We start from the raw sequence: 20,287 nt of genomic DNA on the forward strand, positions 1-20,287 counted from the left end.
TATTCACCCTGCCAGCCTAGTTCTTGACAATCGATGCGGGGTACGCAGGGCGCTCTTTGCTGGCTTCAAGGGCATGCGTGGGGAAAAGACGGATGTATCGGCGGAGCGAGCCCGAAGAACAAGGATTACGCCTGCAGACACGCTATCGGCGGCTTCGCTCCGGCGAAGGCTCGCTGCTCGATCTCGTCCCCACACCGGAGGAGGAAGAGGCAATTCTTCCTGAGGTCCGCGGCTCCGAAGACCGCAGGGCGTCGTTCCGCGCGGTGAATTCTCCGCCGCGCCCGGTAGCCCGGGAACCGGTACAGCCGACCGTTGGCGAATGGCTCACTCGCTTCCAACTCATCGGCGAGATCGGCATCGATGACGTGATCCTATGGCTGCGCGACGGAATGCGGTGGATCGTCCTTGCCGTCGTTCTTTGCGTTGCCGCTGCCCTTGCCTATGCGCTGACGGCGTCGCCGCGATACACCGTCTATACCGACATCGTCGTCGATCCGTCCAACCTCAACGTTGTCAGCGATGACGTCTTCACCAGCAACCCGCAGCGCGACGCGCAACTGCTGGAGGTCGAAAGCAAGCTCAGGATTCTCACGTCGCGCAACGTTCTGGCGCGCGTCATCGACAAGCTGCAACTGACGAAGGATGTTGAGTTCGTCAAACCGTCCCCGCTGGATTTTCTGAAGAACCTGCTCCGGTCGGATCAGGAGGAAGCCGCCGACAATCACCTGGCGGCGCTGCGCGCTCTGACGGAGCGGGTCGAGGCGCGGCGGGAGGAACGCTCCTTCGTCGTCGTCATGAAGGTCTGGAGCGAGGAACCGGAGAAGGCCGTCGTCCTGTCGGACGCGATAGTCGATGCCTTTGAAACGGAGCTTTTCCAATCGGCCGCGGAAAGCGCCGGCCGCGTCGCCCAGAACCTGAACGCCCGCCTTGACGAACTGCGCCGCAACGTGACCGAGGCCGAGAAGAAGGTCGAGGATTTCCGCCGTGCGAATGGATTGCAGTCGACCAACGGCGAGCTCGTCAGCAACCAGCTTTCCAGCGAGCTCAACACCCAGGTGCTGGCCGCCCAGCAAGGCTTCATCCAGGCTGAGACGCGTTACAAGCAGATGAGCGCGGCGATCGCTAACAAGCAGACGGCGAGCGCTTCGGTTTTCGAATCCGCCAACATGACGAGCCTGCGGCAGCAGTATAACACGCTGCAGCAGCAGATCGGTTCGATGCGGCTGATCTACGGCGAAAGGCACCCGCGCCTCGTTTCCGCGCGCTCCGAACGCACGACGCTCGAAGCCGCCATGGACGAGGAGGCCCGGCGTATCCTGGAGCGCGCGAAAGCCGATTTCGACCGGGAGCAATCCGCCCTCGACGCGCTGCGCGCCAAGGCACGCGCCGAGAAGTCCAATGTCTTCACCGACAACGAGGCCCAGGTGCAGCTGCGCGACCTGGAGCGCGACGCGCGGGCAAAGGCGGCGATCTATGAAACGCACCTCGCTCGCGCCCAGCAGATCGCCGAGCGCCAGCAGATCGACGCGACCAATGTCCGCGTCATCTCGCGCGCGATGCCGCCGAACTCCCGAACCTGGCCGCCCCGGACGTTCATCCTCCTGATTGCCGGCGGCGTGGCAGGGCTCCTCATCGGTGTGGCAGCCGCGCTGAGCCTTGGCCTGTGGAGGTACGTTCGCGGCGCGCGGCCGATAGCCGGATAAGGGAGCCGCAGGTATGAGCAGTGCCACCTACAGCGAGGACCGGTCCACCGAGACCCTGATGGCGCCGGCCGGAACCTTTCTGTTCATGGCGATGTTCCTGTTCCTGTGGATCTCCATCGACCCCTTTGTCGACCTGACGGGTGAGGCGATCCTGGACCCCTCGGCCGGCAATTCCAGTCGGCTGAATCAGATCATATCCCTGGCTCTCTTCGCCGGCACGCTTTGCTACGGCGTGCTTCATCCGATGCGGAATATGATCCTGCAGCCGCGCCTCCTTCTGGCCGTCCTGTTCACCTGGTTTCTTCTCGTTTCGGTCATTTCCGCGCATCCGATCTTGGGCATCAAGGGCGTCGTTCTCAGCGTCATGATGGCGGTTAACGCCAGCATCTATCTGTTGATGCCGGCTTCGGAACGGCATTTCGCCAAGATGCTCGGGATCGGCACGCTCATCATGCTGGCGGTTGCCTATTACGGCATCCTTTTCAAGCCGACGCTTGCCATCCATCAGGCTTCGGAACTGCGTGAACCGATGAATGCTGGGTTGTGGCGAGGCCATTTTCCGCACAAGAACAGCGCCGCCGCCGCGATGGTGATTGGCGCCTTCTTCGGTTTCTTCGTCATGAACACCTGGTCGCGCCTCGCCGGCATCGCGATCATTGCGCTGTCCTGCGTCTTTCTCGTCCACACCGGTGGAAAGACCTCGACGGCGATGCTTCCGGGGATATTGATCCTCGCATGGCTTTTCGAGCATGCGCGATTCCTGCGCATTCCGATCGCCGTCGGTGGCGTCGGGCTCTTCAATCTCTTCGCCGTGGGCTCGGCCGTCTTCATTCCGCTCGGTGAGTTCATTAGCGGGCTTGGTATCGACGCGACTTTCACGAACCGGGCCGACATCTGGCGCTTCGCCTTCTCGGCGCTCGCGGAGCATCCGTTGCTTGGCTATGGCTTCAGGGCCTTCTGGCAGACGGAAGAATTGGTCTACAGCGGCGGATCGGTGGAAACGTGGGCCGTCGCCGCGGCCAACGGGCACAATTCCTACCTGGACACAGCATTGATGACCGGATTTCCCGGGCTGATCCTGACCGTCATCTGGGTCATTCTGCTGCCGCTTCGCGACATCTCCCGGATCGCTCCGGATCGCGAGCACTCCCATCTCACGCGGCTGTTCATTCGCGTCTGGCTTTACACGATTTTCCATGCCGGCCTCGAGACGTTGTTCTTCGAAGGCGGGAACCTCATCTGGTTCACGTTCATGTTCGCGCTCTACGGCCTGCATCTCCAGTCGTCGGCGGTTTTGACGGTCGATCGGCAATCGGTGAAAAGCAGAAAGGTGGCGCATGCCTGAGATCGCACGGAAGATCGACGGGTTGGTCGATCGCTTGGCAAACCGGCTGATCTGGCGCTTTGCCCGGCAACGGCTGAGGCTCGAAACCGAGGTGCCGCTCGTCTCCTTCACCTTCGACGACGTTCCCGACACGGCACTCGACTACGGGGCAGCCATTCTGGAGCAGCACGGTGCGCGCGGCACCTTCTACATCGCTGGCGGGCTTGCAGGGCAGGTGGAACCGGACCGAACGCTGATCTCACCTGCCGGCTGCAGTGAACTGCTCGCGCGCGGACACGAAATCGGCTGCCACACCTTCTCGCATCGCAGGATGCGGGACATGTCCGCGCTTGGCCGCGATCTCGACCGCAATGCGGCCTACCTCGATGGCGTCGGTGTTGCCTCCGCTCCGGCAAATTTCGCCTTTCCGTACAATGCGGCCTGGCCCTTGGCGCGTCCGGAGCTTCGCAGGCGCTATCGCACCTGTCGGGCTGGCGGTGAGGCCATCAATCGCGGAATGGTGGATCCGCTGATGCTCAAGGGCGTCGAGATCCGGCAGCCGGAGCAGCATGCACGCGCGCTGACGCGCTGGATAGACGACGTCGTCGAGCGCCCGGGCTGGCTCGTCTTCTTCACACATGACATCGCCCCGTCGCCAACGCCCTATGGCTGCACGCCGGAAACCTTCGATCATCTGGTCCGCCATGCGGTCGACAAGGGATGCCAGGTGCTTCCGGTCGATCAGGTGCTCGACCGGATCAACTGGTGAGATGCACGGATGGCGAGTTTCGGGAATGCCAGGAAAAAGTTGCTTGCGATCAACAACTACTTCTATCGCCGCGGTGGTGCGGAGACGGTGTTTTTCGATCACATGAGCATGTTCGGTGAGATCGGCTGGGACGTCGTGCCGTTCGCCATGCAGCACGATCGCAACGAAGCTTCGCCGTGGTCGGGCTATTTCGTATCGGAAATCGAATACGGCCGGCAGACGGGCCTGCTGCGGAAAGTCTCTCAAGCCGCGAGCGTCATCTATTCCCTCGAGGCGCAGCGCAACATCGGACGGCTCATCGAGCAAGTGCGGCCGTCGGTCGCCCACGCCCACAATGTCTATCACCATCTGTCGCCGGCAATCTTCTCGACACTCAAGTCCGCCGGCATTCCGGTGGTGATGACCGTTCACGACCTCAAGCTTGCCTGTCCGTCCTACAAGATGCTCCGCGACGGAAAGGTCTGCGAGGATTGCAGCGGCGGGCGCATCTACAATGTGCTGCGTCACCGTTGCGTCAAGGACTCCGTATCGCTCAGCGCCGTTGTGCTCGCCGAAACCATGCTGCACCGCCTGCTCGGACTCTACCGCAAACGGGTGGATCGCCTCGTGGTGCCGAGCCGGTTTTACCTGGAAAAGCTGGCCGAATGGAACTGGCCGCACGAGAAGATGGTCCACGTCCCGAACTTCGTCGATGTCGAGGAGTATCGCGACGACTGGCAGGAGGAAGACTATTTCGTCTTTGCCGGCCGGCTTGCTCCGGAGAAGGGGATTGCGACGCTGATCCGGGCCGTCGCCCTCTCGAAACAGCGGCTGATAATCGCCGGTACCGGACCGGAGGAGGCGGGCCTTCGGCAACTCGCGGCCGAGCTCGGCGCGGACGTAAGCTTCGCCGGCTATCTTTCAGGTGAGGATCTGCATCGCCTGATCGGCCAGTCCCTGGGGCTCGTGCTTCCCTCCGAATGGTACGAGAACGCACCTGTCAGCATTCTTGAGACCTATGCGCTCGGGCGCCCGGTTATCGGCGCGGCGATCGGCGGCATTCCGGAAATGGTGAAGGAAGGCGAGACCGGCCTGCTGGCGGCGCCCGGCGATGTCGAAGATCTCGCCAGCGCCTTGAGTGCCATGGCGGCGCTTGCACCAGCCGCTCGCGCGCAAATGGGCACTGCGGGCCGCGCCTGGATCGCCAGCGAGTTCTCCGCGGCGGCCTATCGCGCCAGGACGCTCGACGTCTACGCAGCGCTTGGGGCTGCCTAAGAAGCTGGACGCTGCTGCAGCATCCCTACTGCGCAATCGTCTGATTTTCGCGCATTTCCTTCGAAGTTTAAGGAATTTCTTACGGAGAGCGTAGGCGCTTGCGGTGCATACCCAAGGGAAATCCCTGGGGCTGACAACCATGAGCAGAAAGTCCGGAGTCTCGAGAAATCGGATGGCGCAATCGGGCGCCTTGCCGCGCGCACACAGTATGGCTGCCGGTCAAGTCCCGTCGACCGTGGCGGATGAGCTGAGGACGGCCGCTGGTGGCCGCGGCGCCGGTCTTCCGGAAGAGCTCGCAAGCATTCCTCGGTCTCAGGCCGGCCGGCGTGGCCGGCGGCGCGTCGTGATGCTCGGTTTGCGCGGCATCCCGAACGTCCAAGGCGGCGTCGAGAAGCATGTAGAGATGCTCGCGGGCAAGCTCGTCGAGCATGGTTGGGACGCCGACGTCATCGGACGCCGTCACTACCTTCAGAAGCCGTCGTCGTTTTCGTGGAACGGAATTCGCGTCTTTCCGCTCTGGGCACCGCGACTGATGGCGTTGGAAGCCTTCGTGCATACGTTCGTGGGGGTCTGTTTCGCGGCTTTGCGCCGACCCGATATCCTGCATATTCATGCAGTTGGACCGGCGCTCCTTGTGCCGCTCGCAAGGCTTCTCGGCATGAAGGTGGTCGTCACCCATCATGGCTACGACTACGACCGGCAGAAATGGGGTACCTTCGCCAAGCGCATGCTGCGTCTCGGGGAGTTCATGGGCATGCGTCTTTCTCACGGCCGCATCGCGATTTCGAAGGAAATCGTTCACGCCATGGGAGAGCGGCACAGGGCAGCCGTAACCTTTGTCCCGAACGGCGTTGCCGTTTCGCCCGTCCGCGGCGGTACCGGCATCCTCGACGAGTTCGGACTGGCGCCGCGCCGATATATTCTGCTGGCCGCCCGGCTTGTCCCGGAAAAACGCCAGACCGACCTGATCCAGGCATTCGCAAAGCTCGGCAGCGCCGACTTCAAGCTCGTGCTCGCCGGTGACGGGGAGTTCGAGACGCCCTATGTTCAACAGGTGCGGGCAATGACCGCAAATGTCGCGGGCGTCGTTCTGGCAGGCTTTCAGACCGGCGATCGGCTGGCGGAGCTCTTCGCCAACGCCGCCCTCTTCGTGCTTCCTTCCAGCCACGAGGGCATGCCGATTGCGCTCCTGGAGGCAATGGCCCACGGCCTGCCGGTGCTGGCGAGTGACATCGTCGCCAACCGCGAGCTGGACCTGCCTTCCGACGACTATTTTCCGCTGGGCGATATCGACGCGCTTGCGACGGCGATCGGCAGCAAGATTGCCAACCCGCCGAGCGAGGAGCAGGTCCTTTCGAAGATCAGGCATGCCGAGCTCACCTATAGCTGGACGGGGGTCGCCGCAAAGACGCTTGCGGTATACGGGTCACTGTTGTCGAAGTAAGCCGGCCCTCCCGCGGCGCCGCGGTAATGCTTTGCACGGATGCGCGTTTTTCCTTGGGGCCGGTGCCGATCCGGGGAAGACAGGTCACGACGATTTGGATTGAAGCATGAATTTCAGACGCATCGCATCACTGCTCGCCTGGCTGCTGTTCGGCGTGATCGCCTATTCGACGCTGTCTCCGATCGGCATGCGCCCCCATATCGGCACATGGGTGCATGTCGAAAGGTTTGGCGCTTTCGGACTCCTCGGCTTTCTATTCATGATCGGCTATCCGGGACGTTTGCCGTTCGTCGTTGCAATCGTGCTTGGTACGGCGGTCGGATTCGAATTGCTGCAAATGCTGTCCATGGATCGTCACGCGCGTTTGGGAGACCTTGCGGTCAAGCTCGCGGGCGGGGCGTGTGGCATTGCTGCGGGTTGGTTGATGGCGCGGCGGCTGCCGCGAATAAACCAAAACTCAAATTATCCCGGTTAGAAAACGCTGCGGGAACGGCTTTGGCGCTCGCGACACCCTGCCGATATCTTGGGGGCTCTTTTGACAGTATCCGTCATCATCAAGACCTTGAACGAAGAGAAGCGGATCGCCGCGACGATCGAAAGCGTCGTTGCGGCGCTGGCGGGCAAGGAGGGCGAAATCATCATTGCCGACAGCGGATCGTCCGACCGGACCGTGGAGATCGCCGCGCAATATCCCGTCACCATCGCGCAGATCGTCCCGCCGGCGCTTCCGAGCTGCGGTATCGGGCCGCAGCTCGGCTTCCAATATTCCCGACATCCCTTCGTCTGCCTGATGGACGGCGACATGCTGCTCGATGCTGGCTTTCTCGACGAGGCGATCGCCTTTCTCGCGGAAAATCCCTCGGTAGGCGGTGTCACTGGCCACGTGGAGGAGAAGCTCGTTTCCAACCTGGAATTCGCCCGGCGCGTCAACCGCAATGCGCCGGAGAACCGCATTGGCCCGATCGACCGCATGAATGGAGGCGGCCTCTATCGGCGCGCCGCCATCGAGGACGTCGGCTATCTTTCGGACCGGAATCTTCACGGCTACGAGGAGTTCGAGCTCGGTGTGCGGCTTCGAAGCGCCGGCTGGGGTCTCCATCGCCTCGACCGCCGCTTCGTCCAGCATTTCGGTCACACCGTCAATTCCTACCGCCTGCTCGTCCGTCGCTGGAAGAGCAAATATCTTTATGGCATCGGCGAATTGCTGCGTGCTTCGCTCGGAAAGCCTTATTTCCTTCAGGTGCTGCGGGAACTGCCGGAACTGAAACTGTGGGCGCTCGTCTATCTCTGGTGGGCGCTGTCTCTCGGCCTGATCCTGTTCCTGCCGCACAAAGGCATGGCGATAGCATCGGTCTCGGCGATGTTTGCGGCTGTTGTGCTGTTGGTCAGCCTCAAGAAGGGCAGCCTCGGCATGGGCCTTTATACGGTCGTTGCCTGGTTCTTCCATGCCGCGGCGTTACCGGTTGGCTTGTTCCGGTCGCGGCTAAAGCCGGGCGCGCCGATCGAGAGCAGAATCCTCGGCAAGCCCGCATGATGAGCCGCCTACCGCTGGCCGCAGCAACGATTTTCCTCAGCTGTTTGCCAGCTCACGCCTCCGACCAATGGCTGCCGGTCCGGGAAATCTCGCTCGAGGTTCAGACGGGCAGTCCGCTCGACTTCTCGCCTCTCTTGCCGAACGAGACCATCGATGCGGGCCATCGGCTGATTGCCGGCCCGACGGGTCAACTCGCCTTCGCTGAAGCGCCGGAGAAACCGGTCCGGATGCTCTGCGCCTCGCTCGCCTGGAGCCCGGCGTCCGGCGGTTTTCCCGATCATGACGGCGCCGACCGTTATGCCCGTCAACTGGCGCTGCATGGCTACAACATCGCGCGGCTGCACTTCACCGATGCGAGCCTGATGTTCGGCCGGCAGGAGGATTTCGACTTCGATCCGGAGACGGTCGACCGCATCCACTACCTCCTTGCCGCGCTCAAGCGCAACGGCATCCATTGGATCATGGACGGCCTGTCGTCGCCGCGCGGTGCCTACGGCGGCTACGACGATCGCTGGGACGCTAGCGGAAACCTGAAGCTCCAGCTTCATTTCGATGAGGAAGCTTTCGCCCATTGGAGGACGCTGCAGGAGAAATTCCTGGCGCGGATCAATCCCTATACGGGCGTGGCGCCGATCCGTGACGAGGCTCTGGCGCTGGTGATCCTCGCCAACGAGAACGGCATCGAGTTCGACGGCGTCGTGCATGATCGCCCCGGCAAGCCGCCCTATGATCCGGCTCTGGCCTTGCCCTTCAACCGGTGGCTTCAGAAACGCTACGCGTCGACCGAGGCGCTCGCGAAAGCCTGGGGCGATCTTGAGGACGACGAACGGCTCGAAGCAGCCTCCGTGAAATTGCCCGCCGATCGTTACGCCGACACTCCCCGCTTGCGCGACCTCCAGGCCTTCATCGTGGAGGTAGAGCGATCATCGGCGGCGCGGATGAGCAAGACCCTGCGCGACCTCGGATACAAGGGGCTGATCAGCACCTACAACAACTGGCCGACAGTGCAGACGGGCTTGAGCAGGCGCGACCTCGAGGCCGTGACGATGAATACCTATCACGATTGGGTCGGCGGTTATTCTCCGGGGAGCTCACTCCTGCAGGCAAGCTCGATCGCGGACAGCGCCAACTATGTGCGGATGGTCGCCGCCGCGCGCTGGTTCGGAAAACCCTTCGTCGTCAGCGAATACGATCATCTTTTCTGGAACCGCTATCGTTACGAAGCGGGACTCGTGATGCCGGCCTATGCGGCGCTGCAGGGTTGGGATGTGCTCTGCAGGCATGGCCATGGGCCGATCGCGCTCGCCTACGGTGAGCCCTATCCTCACAAGAAGGCGATGCTTCCCTATGCGATCGCCCTCGATCCGGTCGCCCGGGCGGGTGAAACGCTTGCGGCGCTCGTCTACCGGCGGGGAGACGTGGCGACCTCGGGCATCACGATCCCCTTTGCGGTGCGCGGCGAGGACGATCTTGGCGAGGACATGCAGGCGCGCGAGCCGGAGCAATTGACCGATCTGGCTTTAGTCGGCCGCATAGGCTTGAAGCGCTCGGACCCGTCGCGACTCGAGATCGGCGTCGCGCAACCGCGGAACCAGGCGAGTGCGGACATTCTCGCCGAGTTCCGCGACATCGGCATCCTTCCAGCCGGCAATGCCACGGACATCGAAAGAGGGCTCTATGAGAGCGACACGGGAGAGATCGTGCTGCAGCGCGCCACCGGGCAATTGCGAGTCGCGACGCCTTCGACCGAAGCCGCCGCATTTTCCTCCCTTCGTGAGCCGATCGACCTCGGTATTCTGCGGATAGAACGGTCAGATGGGAACGGGCTTGTCGCGCTGTCGGCGCTCGACACGCCCGCAACCCTCGCCAATAGCCGGCGTTTTCTGTTGATCTTTGCGACCGATGCCCAGAACACCGGCATGATCTTTCGTGACAGCGAAGAAAAGGTCATCACGGATTTCGGCAGATTGCCGGTCCTGATCCGAAAGGGTGAAGTCGACTTGTCCCTGTCGAGAAGCGCAGTGAAATGGAAACTGTCACCCATCGGCCTCGACGGCACCGTTCATTCGCCGGTTGAAAGCGGTGCAGGGCCGATCTCGTTCCGCCTTTCGAACGATGCGCCCGACGGGCCGACCACCTATTTTCTTCTGGAGTTCGAATAGAGCTCGAAAACTAGAATCGAGCGCGACTGCTCACCCTTGCAACCCAAGGACGCCAACGCGCGTTTTTTGCTCTTGAACCTCTAGCCACTAGAGGTCGTAGCCTGCTTCCAGGTTTCACAAGGAGCAAGGAATGGCGGGCAACGTTCAGGAAAGCAGATATCGCATCGAGGGTATGGATTGCGCGTCCTGCGCGGCCAAGATCGATACCGCCGTGCGGCGCGTGGGCGGTGTGCAGGATGTCAGCGTGTCGGTGAGCGCAGGCACAATGACCGTTCGTCATGCGGACGGGCACGAAGTCGGCCCGGCGATCGTGCGCAAGGTCGGCGGCCTCGGCTACCGGCTCCTGCCGCTCGCCGGCGCGACGGTCGGCAAGCCATCCGGCGCTGGCGACCATGGCTGCTGCGACCACGCGCACGGGCACGACCACCATCCGTCAGCGGGCGAACCGCCCCATCGGCATTCCGGCACGGCTCGCCCTGTGTTCAGCGAAAGTCATGACCGTGGATCCTTTGCCGCCGGCCCCTGGTGGAGGACGGCCAAGGGACAGCTTGTCGTTGCCTGCGGCCTCGCGCTCGCTGTCGCCTATGGTGCCGGCAAGTTTCTACCGGCGACCGAGCCCTGGATTTTCACGCTCGCCATGCTCGTCGGCCTCGTGCCGATTGCAAGACGCGCGCTGATGGCAGCACTTGCCGGCACGCCCTTCTCGATCGAGACGCTGATGACCGTTGCCGCCGTCGGGGCGGTCTTCATAGGCGCCACCGAGGAAGCGGCGATGGTCGTTTTCCTCTTCCTGATTGGCGAGCTTCTGGAAGGCGTCGCCGCCAGCAAGGCTCGCGCGAGCATCCAGTCGCTGACTGCGCTCGTGCCGAAATCGGCACTCATCGAGATTGACGGCCGGACAAGCGAGGTCCCGGCCGAGAGCTTGCCGGTCGGGGCGACGATCCTCGTGCGGCCGGGCGACAGAATTCCGGCCGACGGCGCGATTGTTTCCGGCGAAAGCATGGTGGACGAAGCGCCGGTGACCGGGGAAAGCACGCCCGTTCGCAAGGAAGAGGGCGACAGCGTATTCGCCGGCACTGTCAATGGCGACGGCGCGCTGCGTGTGCGCGTCACTGCCGCTTCCGCCGACAACACCATTGCACGCGTCATCCGGCTGGTTGAGGAAGCGCAGGAGATGAAGGCGCCGACGGAGCGTTTCATCGACCGCTTCTCCCGCTACTACACGCCGGCAGTCGTCATCGTCGCCGCGTTGGTTGCGGTGATGCCGCCACTGCTCTGGGGTGCGGCCTGGAGCGATTGGATCTACAAGGGACTCGCGATCCTGCTCATCGGTTGCCCCTGCGCACTGGTGATATCGACGCCGGCGGCGATCGCCGCGAGCCTCTCGGCCGGTGCGCGACGCGGTCTGTTGATGAAGGGCGGGGCCGTCCTCGAAAGCATCGGCCGGATCACCGCCGCCGCCTTCGACAAGACCGGCACGCTTACCGAAGGCAAGCCGAAGGTCACCGATGTCGTCGGCTTCGGCCTGGCGGAAGCGGAAATCCTTCGGTATGCGGCCGCGCTTGAACAGGGTTCCAGGCATCCGCTTGCACTGGCTATCCGCAACCGCGTCGATGCCGACGGGTTGCTGCTGTCCCCGGTCGCAAGCGCCAGGTCGATCGGCGGCAAAGGAATCGAGGGCTCAGTCGACGGGGTTATGCTTTTCCTCGGTTCGCCACAGGCAGCCGAGGAGCGCGTGCCACTCTCCGCGGCTGAGAAGCTGCGGATCGCGAGCCTTCACGATGAGGGAAAAACCGTTTCCGTGCTGGTCGTCGATGGCCGCGCCGCGGGGGCGCTGGCAATGCGCGACGAGCCCCGTGCCGACGCAGCGAAGGGCGTGAAAGCGCTGAGCGACGCCGGTATCCGCGTCGTCATGCTGACGGGCGACAACCGCCGCACGGCCGAGGTGATCGGCCGCCCGCTTGGAATGGAGGTCCGTGCCGGGCTCCTGCCGGAGGATAAGCAGCGCATCGTTGCCACGCTGAAAACCGAGGGGCTGCACGTTGCCAAGATAGGCGATGGCATCAATGACGCGCCGGCGCTCGCAGCAGCCGATGTCGGTATTGCCATGGGCGGTGGAACGGATGTTGCCCTCGAAACCGCCGACGCCGCCTCGTTGCATGCGCGCGTTTCCGACATCGCCGCCATGGTCAGGCTTTCGCGGGCGACGATGCGCAATATCTACCAGAACATCGGCATGGCGCTGGGCTTGAAAGCCGTCTTCCTCGTCACCACCATCGCCGGCGTCACCGGTCTCTGGCCGGCGATCCTGGCGGATACCGGCGCCACCGTTCTGGTGACCATGAACGCCTTGCGGCTCTTGCGGCCGCCGGCCTTGGCGTGAAGAATCGGCCCGTCGCCGTTTTACAGCGACAATTGCCTGATACGGCTGTGTATATTCACGCTGGACTCTCACCAGCGATCCGGTGAGAGTATAAGGAGATCGCGATTGAGGGCTTTCGCGCCCGAAAATCGATGATAAACTTATACCAAATGGTAAAAAATTGCCGGCACGGTTTGGGACGAAGACCGAAGCAGGGCGAGATTGGGGATCGCAGGGCCAATATGGACAATATTGCCATCGAATTGCGTGGGATCGATAAGAGTTTCGGCCCCGTCCACGCCAATAAGAATATCAATCTCAAGGTTCGCAAAGGCACGATCCACGGCATTATCGGAGAGAACGGCGCCGGCAAGTCGACCTTGATGTCGATCCTCTATGGCTTCTATCAGGCCGATAGCGGTGAGATCGTCGTGAATGGTCGGCCGGTTTCGATCCGCGACCCGAATGCGGCGATCTCGGCCGGCATCGGCATGGTGCACCAGCATTTCATGCTGGTCGAGAATTTCACCGTGCTCGAAAACGTCATGCTCGGTGCCGAGGACAGCCAGGTTCTCAACAAGGGCATCGCCAAGGCGCGGCAAGAACTGAAGCGGCTGGAGAAGGAATACGCGCTCGAGGTCAATCCCGATGCGCTGATCGAGGAGCTGCCGGTCGGTCTCCAGCAGCGCGTGGAAATCCTGAAGGCGCTCTACCGCAAGGCCGATATCCTGATCCTCGACGAGCCGACCGGCGTGCTGACGCCGGCCGAAGCCGATCATCTCTTCCGCATCCTCGGGCAGCTCAAGGCCCAGGGAAAGACGATCATCCTCATCACGCACAAGCTTCGTGAAATCATGGCGATCACCGACGAGGTTTCGGTAATGCGGCGCGGCGAGATGGTCGCGACCCGCAATACCCGCGAGACCTCTGTCGAGGAGCTTGCCGAGCTGATGGTCGGCCGCCGGGTGCTGCTCCGGGTGGAGAAGGGGGAGAGCTCCCCGGGCGATGTGAAACTTTCGGTGCAGGGGCTTACCGTCAAGGACAGCCGCGGCGTCACCATGGTCGACGACGTCTCCTTCGAGGTGCGGGCCGGCGAGATCGTCGGCATTGCCGGTGTGGCTGGCAATGGCCAATCGGAACTGCTCGAAGCGATCGCCGGCATTCGCAAGGGGACCTCCGGAACGGTGCTGCTCAACGGCGAGTCCGTCGATGTGACCGGCCATAGAGATCCTGCCGCGCTCAGGGCTCGCGGGCTGGCGCATGTGCCGGAGGATCGCCATCATGTCGGCCTCGTCCTGAAGTTCGAAGAGAGCGAGAACGCCATCCTCGGCTATCACAACGATCCGCGCTACCTGAACGGCGTCTTCCTGAACATCGACGCGATCCGCGAGGATGCCGAGGAGAAGATCGCCAAATACGACATCCGCCCGCCGAACGCCCGGTTGAAGACGGCCAATTTCTCCGGTGGCAACCAGCAGAAGATCGTGCTTGCACGCGAGATGGAGCGCGGACCGGACGTGCTGATCATCGGCCAGCCGACCCGCGGCGTCGACGTCGGCGCCATCGAGTTCATACACAAGCGGATCATCGAAATGCGCGACCAGGGCAAGGCCGTCCTGCTCGTCTCCGTCGAACTCGATGAGATCCGCGCGCTTTCCGACCGCATTCTCGTGATGTTTGCCGGACGTGTCGTCGGCGAGCGCAGCCCCGATGCGACCGAGGGCGAACTCGGTCTCCTGATGGCCGGTGTCGAAGGCCGCAAGGAGGCCGCGGAATGAGCACGCCTTATGCAAAGCTTCCGGGCTGGGTCGAGTACGGTCTGGTCCCGCTGATCAATCTTGCCGTCGCCTTCATCGTCGCCGGACTTGTCGTCCTGCTCGTCGGCGAAAATCCATTCGAGGCCGCCTATCACCTGATCAACGGCGCCTTCGGTCGTGGCGAATATATCGGCTTCACGCTCTACTATGCGACGACCTTCATCTTTACCGGTCTTTCCGTCGCCGTGGCGTTCCACTGTGGGCTCTTCAATATTGGCGGTGAAGGGCAGGCCTATGTCGGCGGCATCGGGGTGGCGCTCGCCTGCCTCTGGCTGGACCAGACCATGCCCTGGTATGTGGTCTTCCCGATCGCGATCATCGGTTCGGCCTTCTTTGGCGCGCTCTGGGCGTTCCTGCCCGGCTGGTTGCAGGCAAAGCGCGGCAGCCATATCGTCATCACCACCATCATGTTCAACTTCATTGCCTCGAGCCTGATGGTCTACCTGTTGACGCGGGTCCTCAAGCCGCTCGGGTCGATGGCGCCGCAGACGCGCACCTTTGCCGAGGGCGGGCAACTGCCGAAACTCGACTGGCTGCTGTCGATCTTCGGTCTGAACATCGGGACGGCGCCGTTCAACATCTCCTTCCTGCTGGCGCTGGCCGCCGCCTTTGCCGTCTGGGTGCTGATCTGGCGCACCAAACTCGGCTACGAGATGCGGACCATGGGCCACAGCCCCTCCGCCGCGCGTTATGCCGGCATCCGCGAAAGCCGCATCACCGTCATCGCCATGATGATCTCGGGCGGGCTTGCCGGCATGATGGCGCTGAACCCGATCATGGGCGAACAGTTCCGCATGCAGCTCGATTTCGTCCAGGGCGCAGGCTTCGTCGGTATCGCGGTCGCGCTGATGGGCCGCTCTCATCCGGGCGGCATCATTCCTGCCGCGATCCTCTTCGGCGTGCTTTACCAGGGCGGTGCCGAGATCGCGTTCGAAATGCCGTCGATCTCACGCGACATGATCGTCATCATCCAGGGCCTCGTCATCCTCTTTGCCGGCGCGCTCGAAAACATGTTCCGCCCCGCGATTACCCGTGTCTTCGCGATGCGGGGCCAGCGCGCGGCCGCCGTCGTCCAGACCAAGGGAGCCTGAAGCCATGGATTTCTTCCACGTCCTCGTCGTGCTCCTGGAATCGACGATCCGGGTCTCCGTGCCGCTGGTCTTTGCGGCGCTCGCCGGGCTCTTCACCGAGCGGGCCGGCGTGTTCGATATCGGCCTCGAAGGCAAGATGTTGGGTGCCGCCTTTGCGGCCGGCGCCGTCGCCGCCGTAACCCAATCGGTCTGGATCGGCCTCATCGCCGCGATCCTGATCTCGGTGCTCCTGTCGCTCGTCCACGGCTATGCCTCGATCACCCAGCGCGGCAACCAGATCGTCTCGGGCGTCGCGATCAACTTCATCGTCGCCGGTTCCACGGTCATCCTCGGCGAGGCCTGGTTCCGCCAGGGCGGCCGCACGCCCGCGCTTGCCGAAGGCGCAAGATTCCAGATCATCAATTTCCCCGGGGCGGACGCGATCCGGGAGGTGCCGATCCTCGGGCCGATCTATGCGGATCTGCTTTCCGGGCATTTCCTGCTCACTTACCTTGCCTTCGCCATGGTGCCGGTAAGCTGGTGGATCCTCTATCGCACGCGTTTCGGCCTGAGGCTGCGCGCCGTCGGTGAGAATCCGGGAGCGGTCGATACGGCTGGCATATCGGTGATCTGGCTGCGTTACCGCGCGGTCATCTGCTGCGGCATTCTCTGCGGCTTCGCCGGCGCCTACCTGTCGCTGGCGATGACGGCCGGTTTCGTCAAGGGCATGACCGCGGGCAAGGGCTACATCGCGCTTGCGGCCTTGATCTTCGCCAAGTGGCGGCCCAAGAACGTCATGCTCGCCTGCCTGCTCTTCGGTTTCCTCGATGCCCTTGCCATCCGTTTGCAGGGCACGCCTCTGCCGCTTGTCGGCCAGGTTCCGGTGCAGTTGATGCAGGCGCTGCCTTACATTCTGACGGTCATCCTGCTTGCGGGCTTTATCGGCAAGGCCATTCCGCCCAAGGCGGGTGGCGTGCCTTACGTGAAGGAGCGCTAATGATGGAGAACGATCTGTTCCTCGCTGCGCGTGAAGCCATGGCAAAGGCGCATGCGCCCTATTCCAAGTTCCCGGTAGGTGCCGCCATCCGGGCGGAGGACGGCAAGATCTATACCGGCGCGAATATCGAAAACCTGTCGTTCCCGGAAGGCTGGTGCGCCGAGACGACGGCAATCAGCCACATGGTCATGGCCGGTCAGCGCAAGATCATGGAAGTTGCCGTCATCGCCGAAAAGCTTGCGCTCTGTCCGCCCTGCGGCGGCTGCCGGCAGCGGTTGGCGGAATTCTCCGGCGCAAGCACACGCATCTATCTCTGCGACGAGACGGGCGTGAAGAAGACGCTGGCGCTCTCCGATCTCCTTCCGCACAGCTTTGAGACAGAGATCCTCGGATGAGCGAAGCGGCGGAATTCCTGAAGACAAAGCTTAGCGGCCTTGCGCCGCGCTACGGGATTGTGCTCGGCTCCGGGTTAGGTGCGCTGGTCGAGGCCGTCGAGAAGCCGGTTCGCATCCCCTATGCAGAGATCCCGGGGTTTCCGGCAGGCGGCGTCTCCGGCCATGCCGGCGAACTGGTGGCGGGCAAGCTCGGTGGCGTGCCCGTCGTGATGCTCTCCGGCCGCGCGCATTATTACGAGCGGGGCGACGCCAATGCGATGCGCGCGCCGATCGAGACGCTGAAGCGGCTCGGCATCGAAAGCCTCATCCTGACCAATTCGGCCGGATCGCTGCGGGAGGATATGCCCCCGGGCTCGGTGATGCGCATCGCCGATCATATCGGCTTTTCCGGCTCCAACCCGCTGATCGGCGTTGAGGGCGACGCTCGCTTCGTCGGGATGACGAATGCCTATGACGCCGAGCTTGCCGAGCGGATGCAGAAGGCTGCGGCCCGGCTTGGCATTCCGCTCCAGAGCGGCGTGTACATGTGGTTCTCAGGCCCGAGTTTCGAGACGCCGGCCGAAATCAGGATGGCGCGCATTCTCGGGGCGGACGCCGTCGGCATGTCCACCGTTCCCGAAGTCATCCTGGCGCGGTTCTTCGGATTGCGGGTTGCTGCTGCCTCGGTGATCACCAATTTCGGCGCGGGCATGACCGGCGCGGAACTCAGCCACCACGAGACGAAGGATATGGCGCCGGTCGGCGGCAAGCGGCTGGCCGCGATCCTGAAAGAGATGATTGCGAGCGAAGCCTGAACGGCGGCCTGACCATGCTCCCACAGGAAGTCATCCGACAGAAGAGAAACGGTGGCCAGCTCGAAGCGGCCGAGATCGCCGGCTTCGTCAAGGGCATTGCCGACGGTTCCATCTCGGAAGGCCAGGTTGCCGCCTTCGCGATGGCGGTGTGGTTCTCCGGCATGAGCCGCGACGAATGCGTGGCGCTGACGCTGGCGATGCGCGATTCCGGCGACACGCTTGACTGGAGTGCTCTCGGTCGCCCGATCGTCGACAAGCATTCGACCGGCGGCGTCGGCGACAATGTTTCGCTGATGCTGGCACCCATCGTCGCCGGCTGCGGTGCCGCGGTGCCGATGATATCCGGTCGGGGCCTCGGTCATACCGGTGGCACGCTCGACAAGCTTGAATCGATTCCGGGTTACAACATTCAGCCTGACCCGGCGCTTTTTCGAAAAGTGGTCGACGAAGTCGGTTGCGCCATCATCGGTCAGACCGCGAATCTCGCGCCCGCGGACAAGCGCCTTTACGCAGTTCGCGACGTGACCGCGACGGTCGATTCGGTGCCGCTGATCACCGCTTCCATTCTGTCGAAGAAGCTTGCCGCAGGGCTCCAATCGCTTGTGCTCGACGTTAAGCTCGGCAACGGCTCGTTCCTGACCGATGCCGACGAGACCGAGATCCTCGCGCGCTCGCTCGTCGATGTCGCGAACGGTGCTGGCGTTCGCACGTCGGCCCTGGTCACCGACATGAACGAGCCGCTCGCGGACGCGGCGGGAAATGCGCTCGAAATCGACAACTGCCTTGCTTATCTGCGCGGCGAGAAAAAAGGCACGCGTCTTGACACAGTCGTCATGGCGTTTGCCGCGGAGATGCTCGTCGCCGCTGGTCTGGCGCCCGATCCAGATCAGGGAGAAGCGATGGCGCGTCACGCGCTTGAAAGCGGTGCCGCGATGGAGCGTTTCGGCGGCATGGTCCATCTGCTCGGAGGACCGGCCGACTTTGTCGACCGGCCGCAGGCCTATCTGAGAAGGGCGCCGGTGGCGGTGGCCGTGGAGGCGAGCCGGGACGGCTATCTTGCGAGCTGCGAGACGCGCGAGCTCGGCATGGCGGTGATTGCGCTCGGCGGCGGGCGAACCCGTCCAGACGACCGGATCGATCACAGCGTCGGCCTCTCGGGCCTGCAGCCGCTCGGGACGAAAGTGAGCAAGGGCGAGCCGATCGCATTCGTCCATGCGGCCGATCGCAACACGGCCGAGGACATAGCGAAAAGGGTCGCGGCGCTCTACACGATCGCCGACCGAAGGCCGGATCCGCGCCCGATCATTGTCGCCCGCATCACCTGACGAGATACAGCGCTCCGTTCTCGACACGATAGGACGATAGCCGGCTCAGGAAGCTCATGCCGACGAGCATGCCGGAAAGCGCCTTGTCGGGAAGGACCATGGCATCGACGTCCTTGAGCGTGATGCCGCCGATCTCGACGCGATCCAGACTGACATAGGCTGCCTCGACGATGCCGTTGGCCGTCTGCGCCCGCGCACTGAAGGCGAGGCTGCCGACGGAAATGCCGAATCGACGGGCAGCCGAAGCGTTGATGGCAATGGTGCTTGCGCCGGTGTCGACGAGACCCCGTTCCGCTCGTCCATTGATGCGGAACGTGCCGAAGAAATGACCGGTTGGATCGGCTTCAAGGACGATGCTCTTGCCGCTCGCATATTTGGCGGCGGTAGCGGGCGCGGTGCGCTGAGCGTCTTCAGCCGTCGCTGCGTTCTGTCGTTCGAGATAGCTTGACGCGAGGTCGGGAACGACCAATGCGACAAGAGCAAGGCCGCCGGCAAAGACGAGTAGACGTGTAAACATTGCTCAGCTCTCCGGCATCGATTCTGTAGTCGGTGTCGCAGGCGACCACACGCGCTTCTCCATCTGAACAGAAGATCGCTAACGGGATGCAAAAAAGCCGCCGGGAATCCGGCGGCTGCACGCAAGTCTTATGATGTGGTTAAGAAAGGAAAACTATTTGGTTCCGTACATGCGGTCGCCCGCATCGCCCAGGCCGGGCATAATGTAGCCCTTTTCATTAAGGTGACTGTCGATCGCGGCCGTGAAGATCGGCACATCCGGATGGGTAGACTGAAAGTTCTGGATGCCTTCCGGCGCCGCGAGCAGGCAGAGGAAACGGATGTTCTTCGCACCGCGTTCCTTGAGCTTGTCGATCGCCGCGATCGAGGAGTTGCCGGTGGCGAGCATAGGGTCGACGACGATGACGAGGCGCTCCGACAGGCTTTCCGGCGCCTTGAAATAATATTCGACCGGCTGCAGCGTCTCGTGATCGCGATAGACGCCGATATGCGAGACGCGCGCTGAAGGCACGAGTTCGAGCATGCCTTCGAGCAGGCCGTTGCCGGCGCGCAGGATCGACGCGAAGACAAGCTTCTTGCCCTCGAGAATGGGCGCGTCGGTCTCCATCATCGGCGTTTCGATGCGTTCCATGGTGAGTTCGAGGTCGCGCGTCACCTCGTAGCAGAGCAGCGTCGATATTTCCCTAAGCAGCCTGCGAAAGCCTGCCGTCGACGTTTCCTTCTTGCGCATGATGGTCAGCTTGTGCTGCACAAGCGGATGATCGATGACTGTCACGCCGTCCATGGCTCTTCCCCTAATAACTTGGACATGGGCCTCTTTT

17 protein-coding genes are annotated in these 20,287 nt (G+C 62.9%); 15 read left to right on the plus strand and 2 right to left on the minus strand.

Features of this window, described 5'->3' with window-relative positions:
- Positions 1-92: 92 nt before the first annotated feature.
- The 15 genes from QA637_RS17300 to deoA all read left to right on the plus strand — a co-directional run bounded on the left by QA637_RS17300 (position 93) and on the right by deoA (position 18,950).
- On the plus strand, positions 93-1,703 hold the full coding sequence (locus tag QA637_RS17300; protein WP_153441106.1) for a GumC family protein: 1,611 nt from the start codon (positions 93-95) through the stop codon (positions 1,701-1,703).
- 13 nt (positions 1,704-1,716) lie between these two features.
- Positions 1,717-3,048, plus strand: coding sequence for an O-antigen ligase family protein (locus tag QA637_RS17305; protein WP_283062478.1), 1,332 nt, complete (start codon positions 1,717-1,719; stop codon positions 3,046-3,048).
- The gene (locus QA637_RS17310) at positions 3,041-3,796 is read left to right on the plus strand and encodes a polysaccharide deacetylase family protein (protein WP_153441108.1); all 756 of its coding nucleotides are present in this window, start codon (positions 3,041-3,043) and stop codon (positions 3,794-3,796) included. Before QA637_RS17305 ends, QA637_RS17310 begins: the two co-directional genes overlap by 8 nt.
- Positions 3,797-3,805: 9 nt before the next feature.
- Positions 3,806-5,050 carry a glycosyltransferase family 4 protein gene (locus QA637_RS17315; RefSeq protein WP_153441109.1) on the plus strand — a complete coding sequence of 415 codons (1,245 nt, stop codon included), beginning with the start codon at positions 3,806-3,808 and terminating at the stop codon, positions 5,048-5,050.
- Between the two features lie 346 nt (positions 5,051-5,396).
- The gene (locus QA637_RS17320) at positions 5,397-6,494 is read left to right on the plus strand and encodes a glycosyltransferase family 4 protein (protein ID WP_234886988.1); all 1,098 of its coding nucleotides are present in this window, start codon (positions 5,397-5,399) and stop codon (positions 6,492-6,494) included.
- 106 nt (positions 6,495-6,600) lie between these two features.
- Positions 6,601-6,969: a VanZ family protein gene (locus QA637_RS17325; RefSeq protein ID WP_153441111.1), complete on the plus strand. Its 369-nt coding sequence runs from the start codon at positions 6,601-6,603 to the stop codon at positions 6,967-6,969.
- A gap of 60 nt (positions 6,970-7,029) precedes the next feature.
- Positions 7,030-8,028 carry a glycosyltransferase family 2 protein gene (locus QA637_RS17330; protein WP_153441112.1) on the plus strand — a complete coding sequence of 333 codons (999 nt, stop codon included), beginning with the start codon at positions 7,030-7,032 and terminating at the stop codon, positions 8,026-8,028.
- Positions 8,028-10,190: a glycoside hydrolase gene (locus tag QA637_RS17335; RefSeq protein WP_153441201.1), complete on the plus strand. Its 2,163-nt coding sequence runs from the start codon at positions 8,028-8,030 to the stop codon at positions 10,188-10,190. The genes QA637_RS17330 and QA637_RS17335 overlap by 1 nt, the downstream gene beginning before the upstream one ends.
- A gap of 130 nt (positions 10,191-10,320) precedes the next feature.
- On the plus strand, positions 10,321-12,573 hold the full coding sequence (locus QA637_RS17340) for a heavy metal translocating P-type ATPase (protein ID WP_153441113.1): 2,253 nt from the start codon (positions 10,321-10,323) through the stop codon (positions 12,571-12,573).
- A gap of 221 nt (positions 12,574-12,794) precedes the next feature.
- On the plus strand, positions 12,795-14,330 hold the full coding sequence (locus QA637_RS17345) for an ABC transporter ATP-binding protein (protein ID WP_153441114.1): 1,536 nt from the start codon (positions 12,795-12,797) through the stop codon (positions 14,328-14,330).
- Complete coding sequence (locus QA637_RS17350) at positions 14,327-15,460, plus strand: ABC transporter permease (RefSeq protein WP_153441115.1); 1,134 nt, start codon at positions 14,327-14,329, stop codon at positions 15,458-15,460. The genes QA637_RS17345 and QA637_RS17350 overlap by 4 nt, the downstream gene beginning before the upstream one ends.
- Before the next feature lie 4 nt (positions 15,461-15,464).
- The gene (locus tag QA637_RS17355) at positions 15,465-16,436 is read left to right on the plus strand and encodes an ABC transporter permease (protein ID WP_283062480.1); all 972 of its coding nucleotides are present in this window, start codon (positions 15,465-15,467) and stop codon (positions 16,434-16,436) included.
- 2 nt (positions 16,437-16,438) lie between these two features.
- A complete protein-coding gene (locus QA637_RS17360; protein WP_184108395.1) occupies positions 16,439-16,831 on the plus strand; it encodes a cytidine deaminase in 393 nt (130 codons plus the stop codon).
- Entirely contained in the window at positions 16,828-17,625 is a 798-nt protein-coding gene (locus QA637_RS17365) for a purine-nucleoside phosphorylase (RefSeq protein WP_283062483.1), read from the plus strand. Before QA637_RS17360 ends, QA637_RS17365 begins: the two co-directional genes overlap by 4 nt.
- Positions 17,626-17,633: 8 nt before the next feature.
- Positions 17,634-18,950 carry a thymidine phosphorylase gene (deoA, locus tag QA637_RS17370; protein WP_283064993.1) on the plus strand — a complete coding sequence of 439 codons (1,317 nt, stop codon included), beginning with the start codon at positions 17,634-17,636 and terminating at the stop codon, positions 18,948-18,950.
- Here deoA and QA637_RS17375 read toward each other — a convergent pair.
- Both QA637_RS17375 and upp read right to left on the minus strand, forming a co-directional pair.
- Positions 18,943-19,467, minus strand: coding sequence for a retropepsin-like aspartic protease family protein (locus tag QA637_RS17375; protein ID WP_283062484.1), 525 nt, complete (start codon positions 19,465-19,467; stop codon positions 18,943-18,945). The two genes, deoA and QA637_RS17375, sit on opposite strands and share 8 nt — an antisense overlap.
- Before the next feature lie 153 nt (positions 19,468-19,620).
- Positions 19,621-20,250, minus strand: coding sequence for a uracil phosphoribosyltransferase (upp, locus tag QA637_RS17380; RefSeq protein WP_283062486.1), 630 nt, complete (start codon positions 20,248-20,250; stop codon positions 19,621-19,623).
- Positions 20,251-20,287: the final 37 nt, after the last annotated feature.

Origin of the sequence: Sinorhizobium terangae, assembly GCF_029714365.1 — a bacterium.
Classification (GTDB): domain Bacteria; phylum Pseudomonadota; class Alphaproteobacteria; order Rhizobiales; family Rhizobiaceae; genus Sinorhizobium; species Sinorhizobium terangae.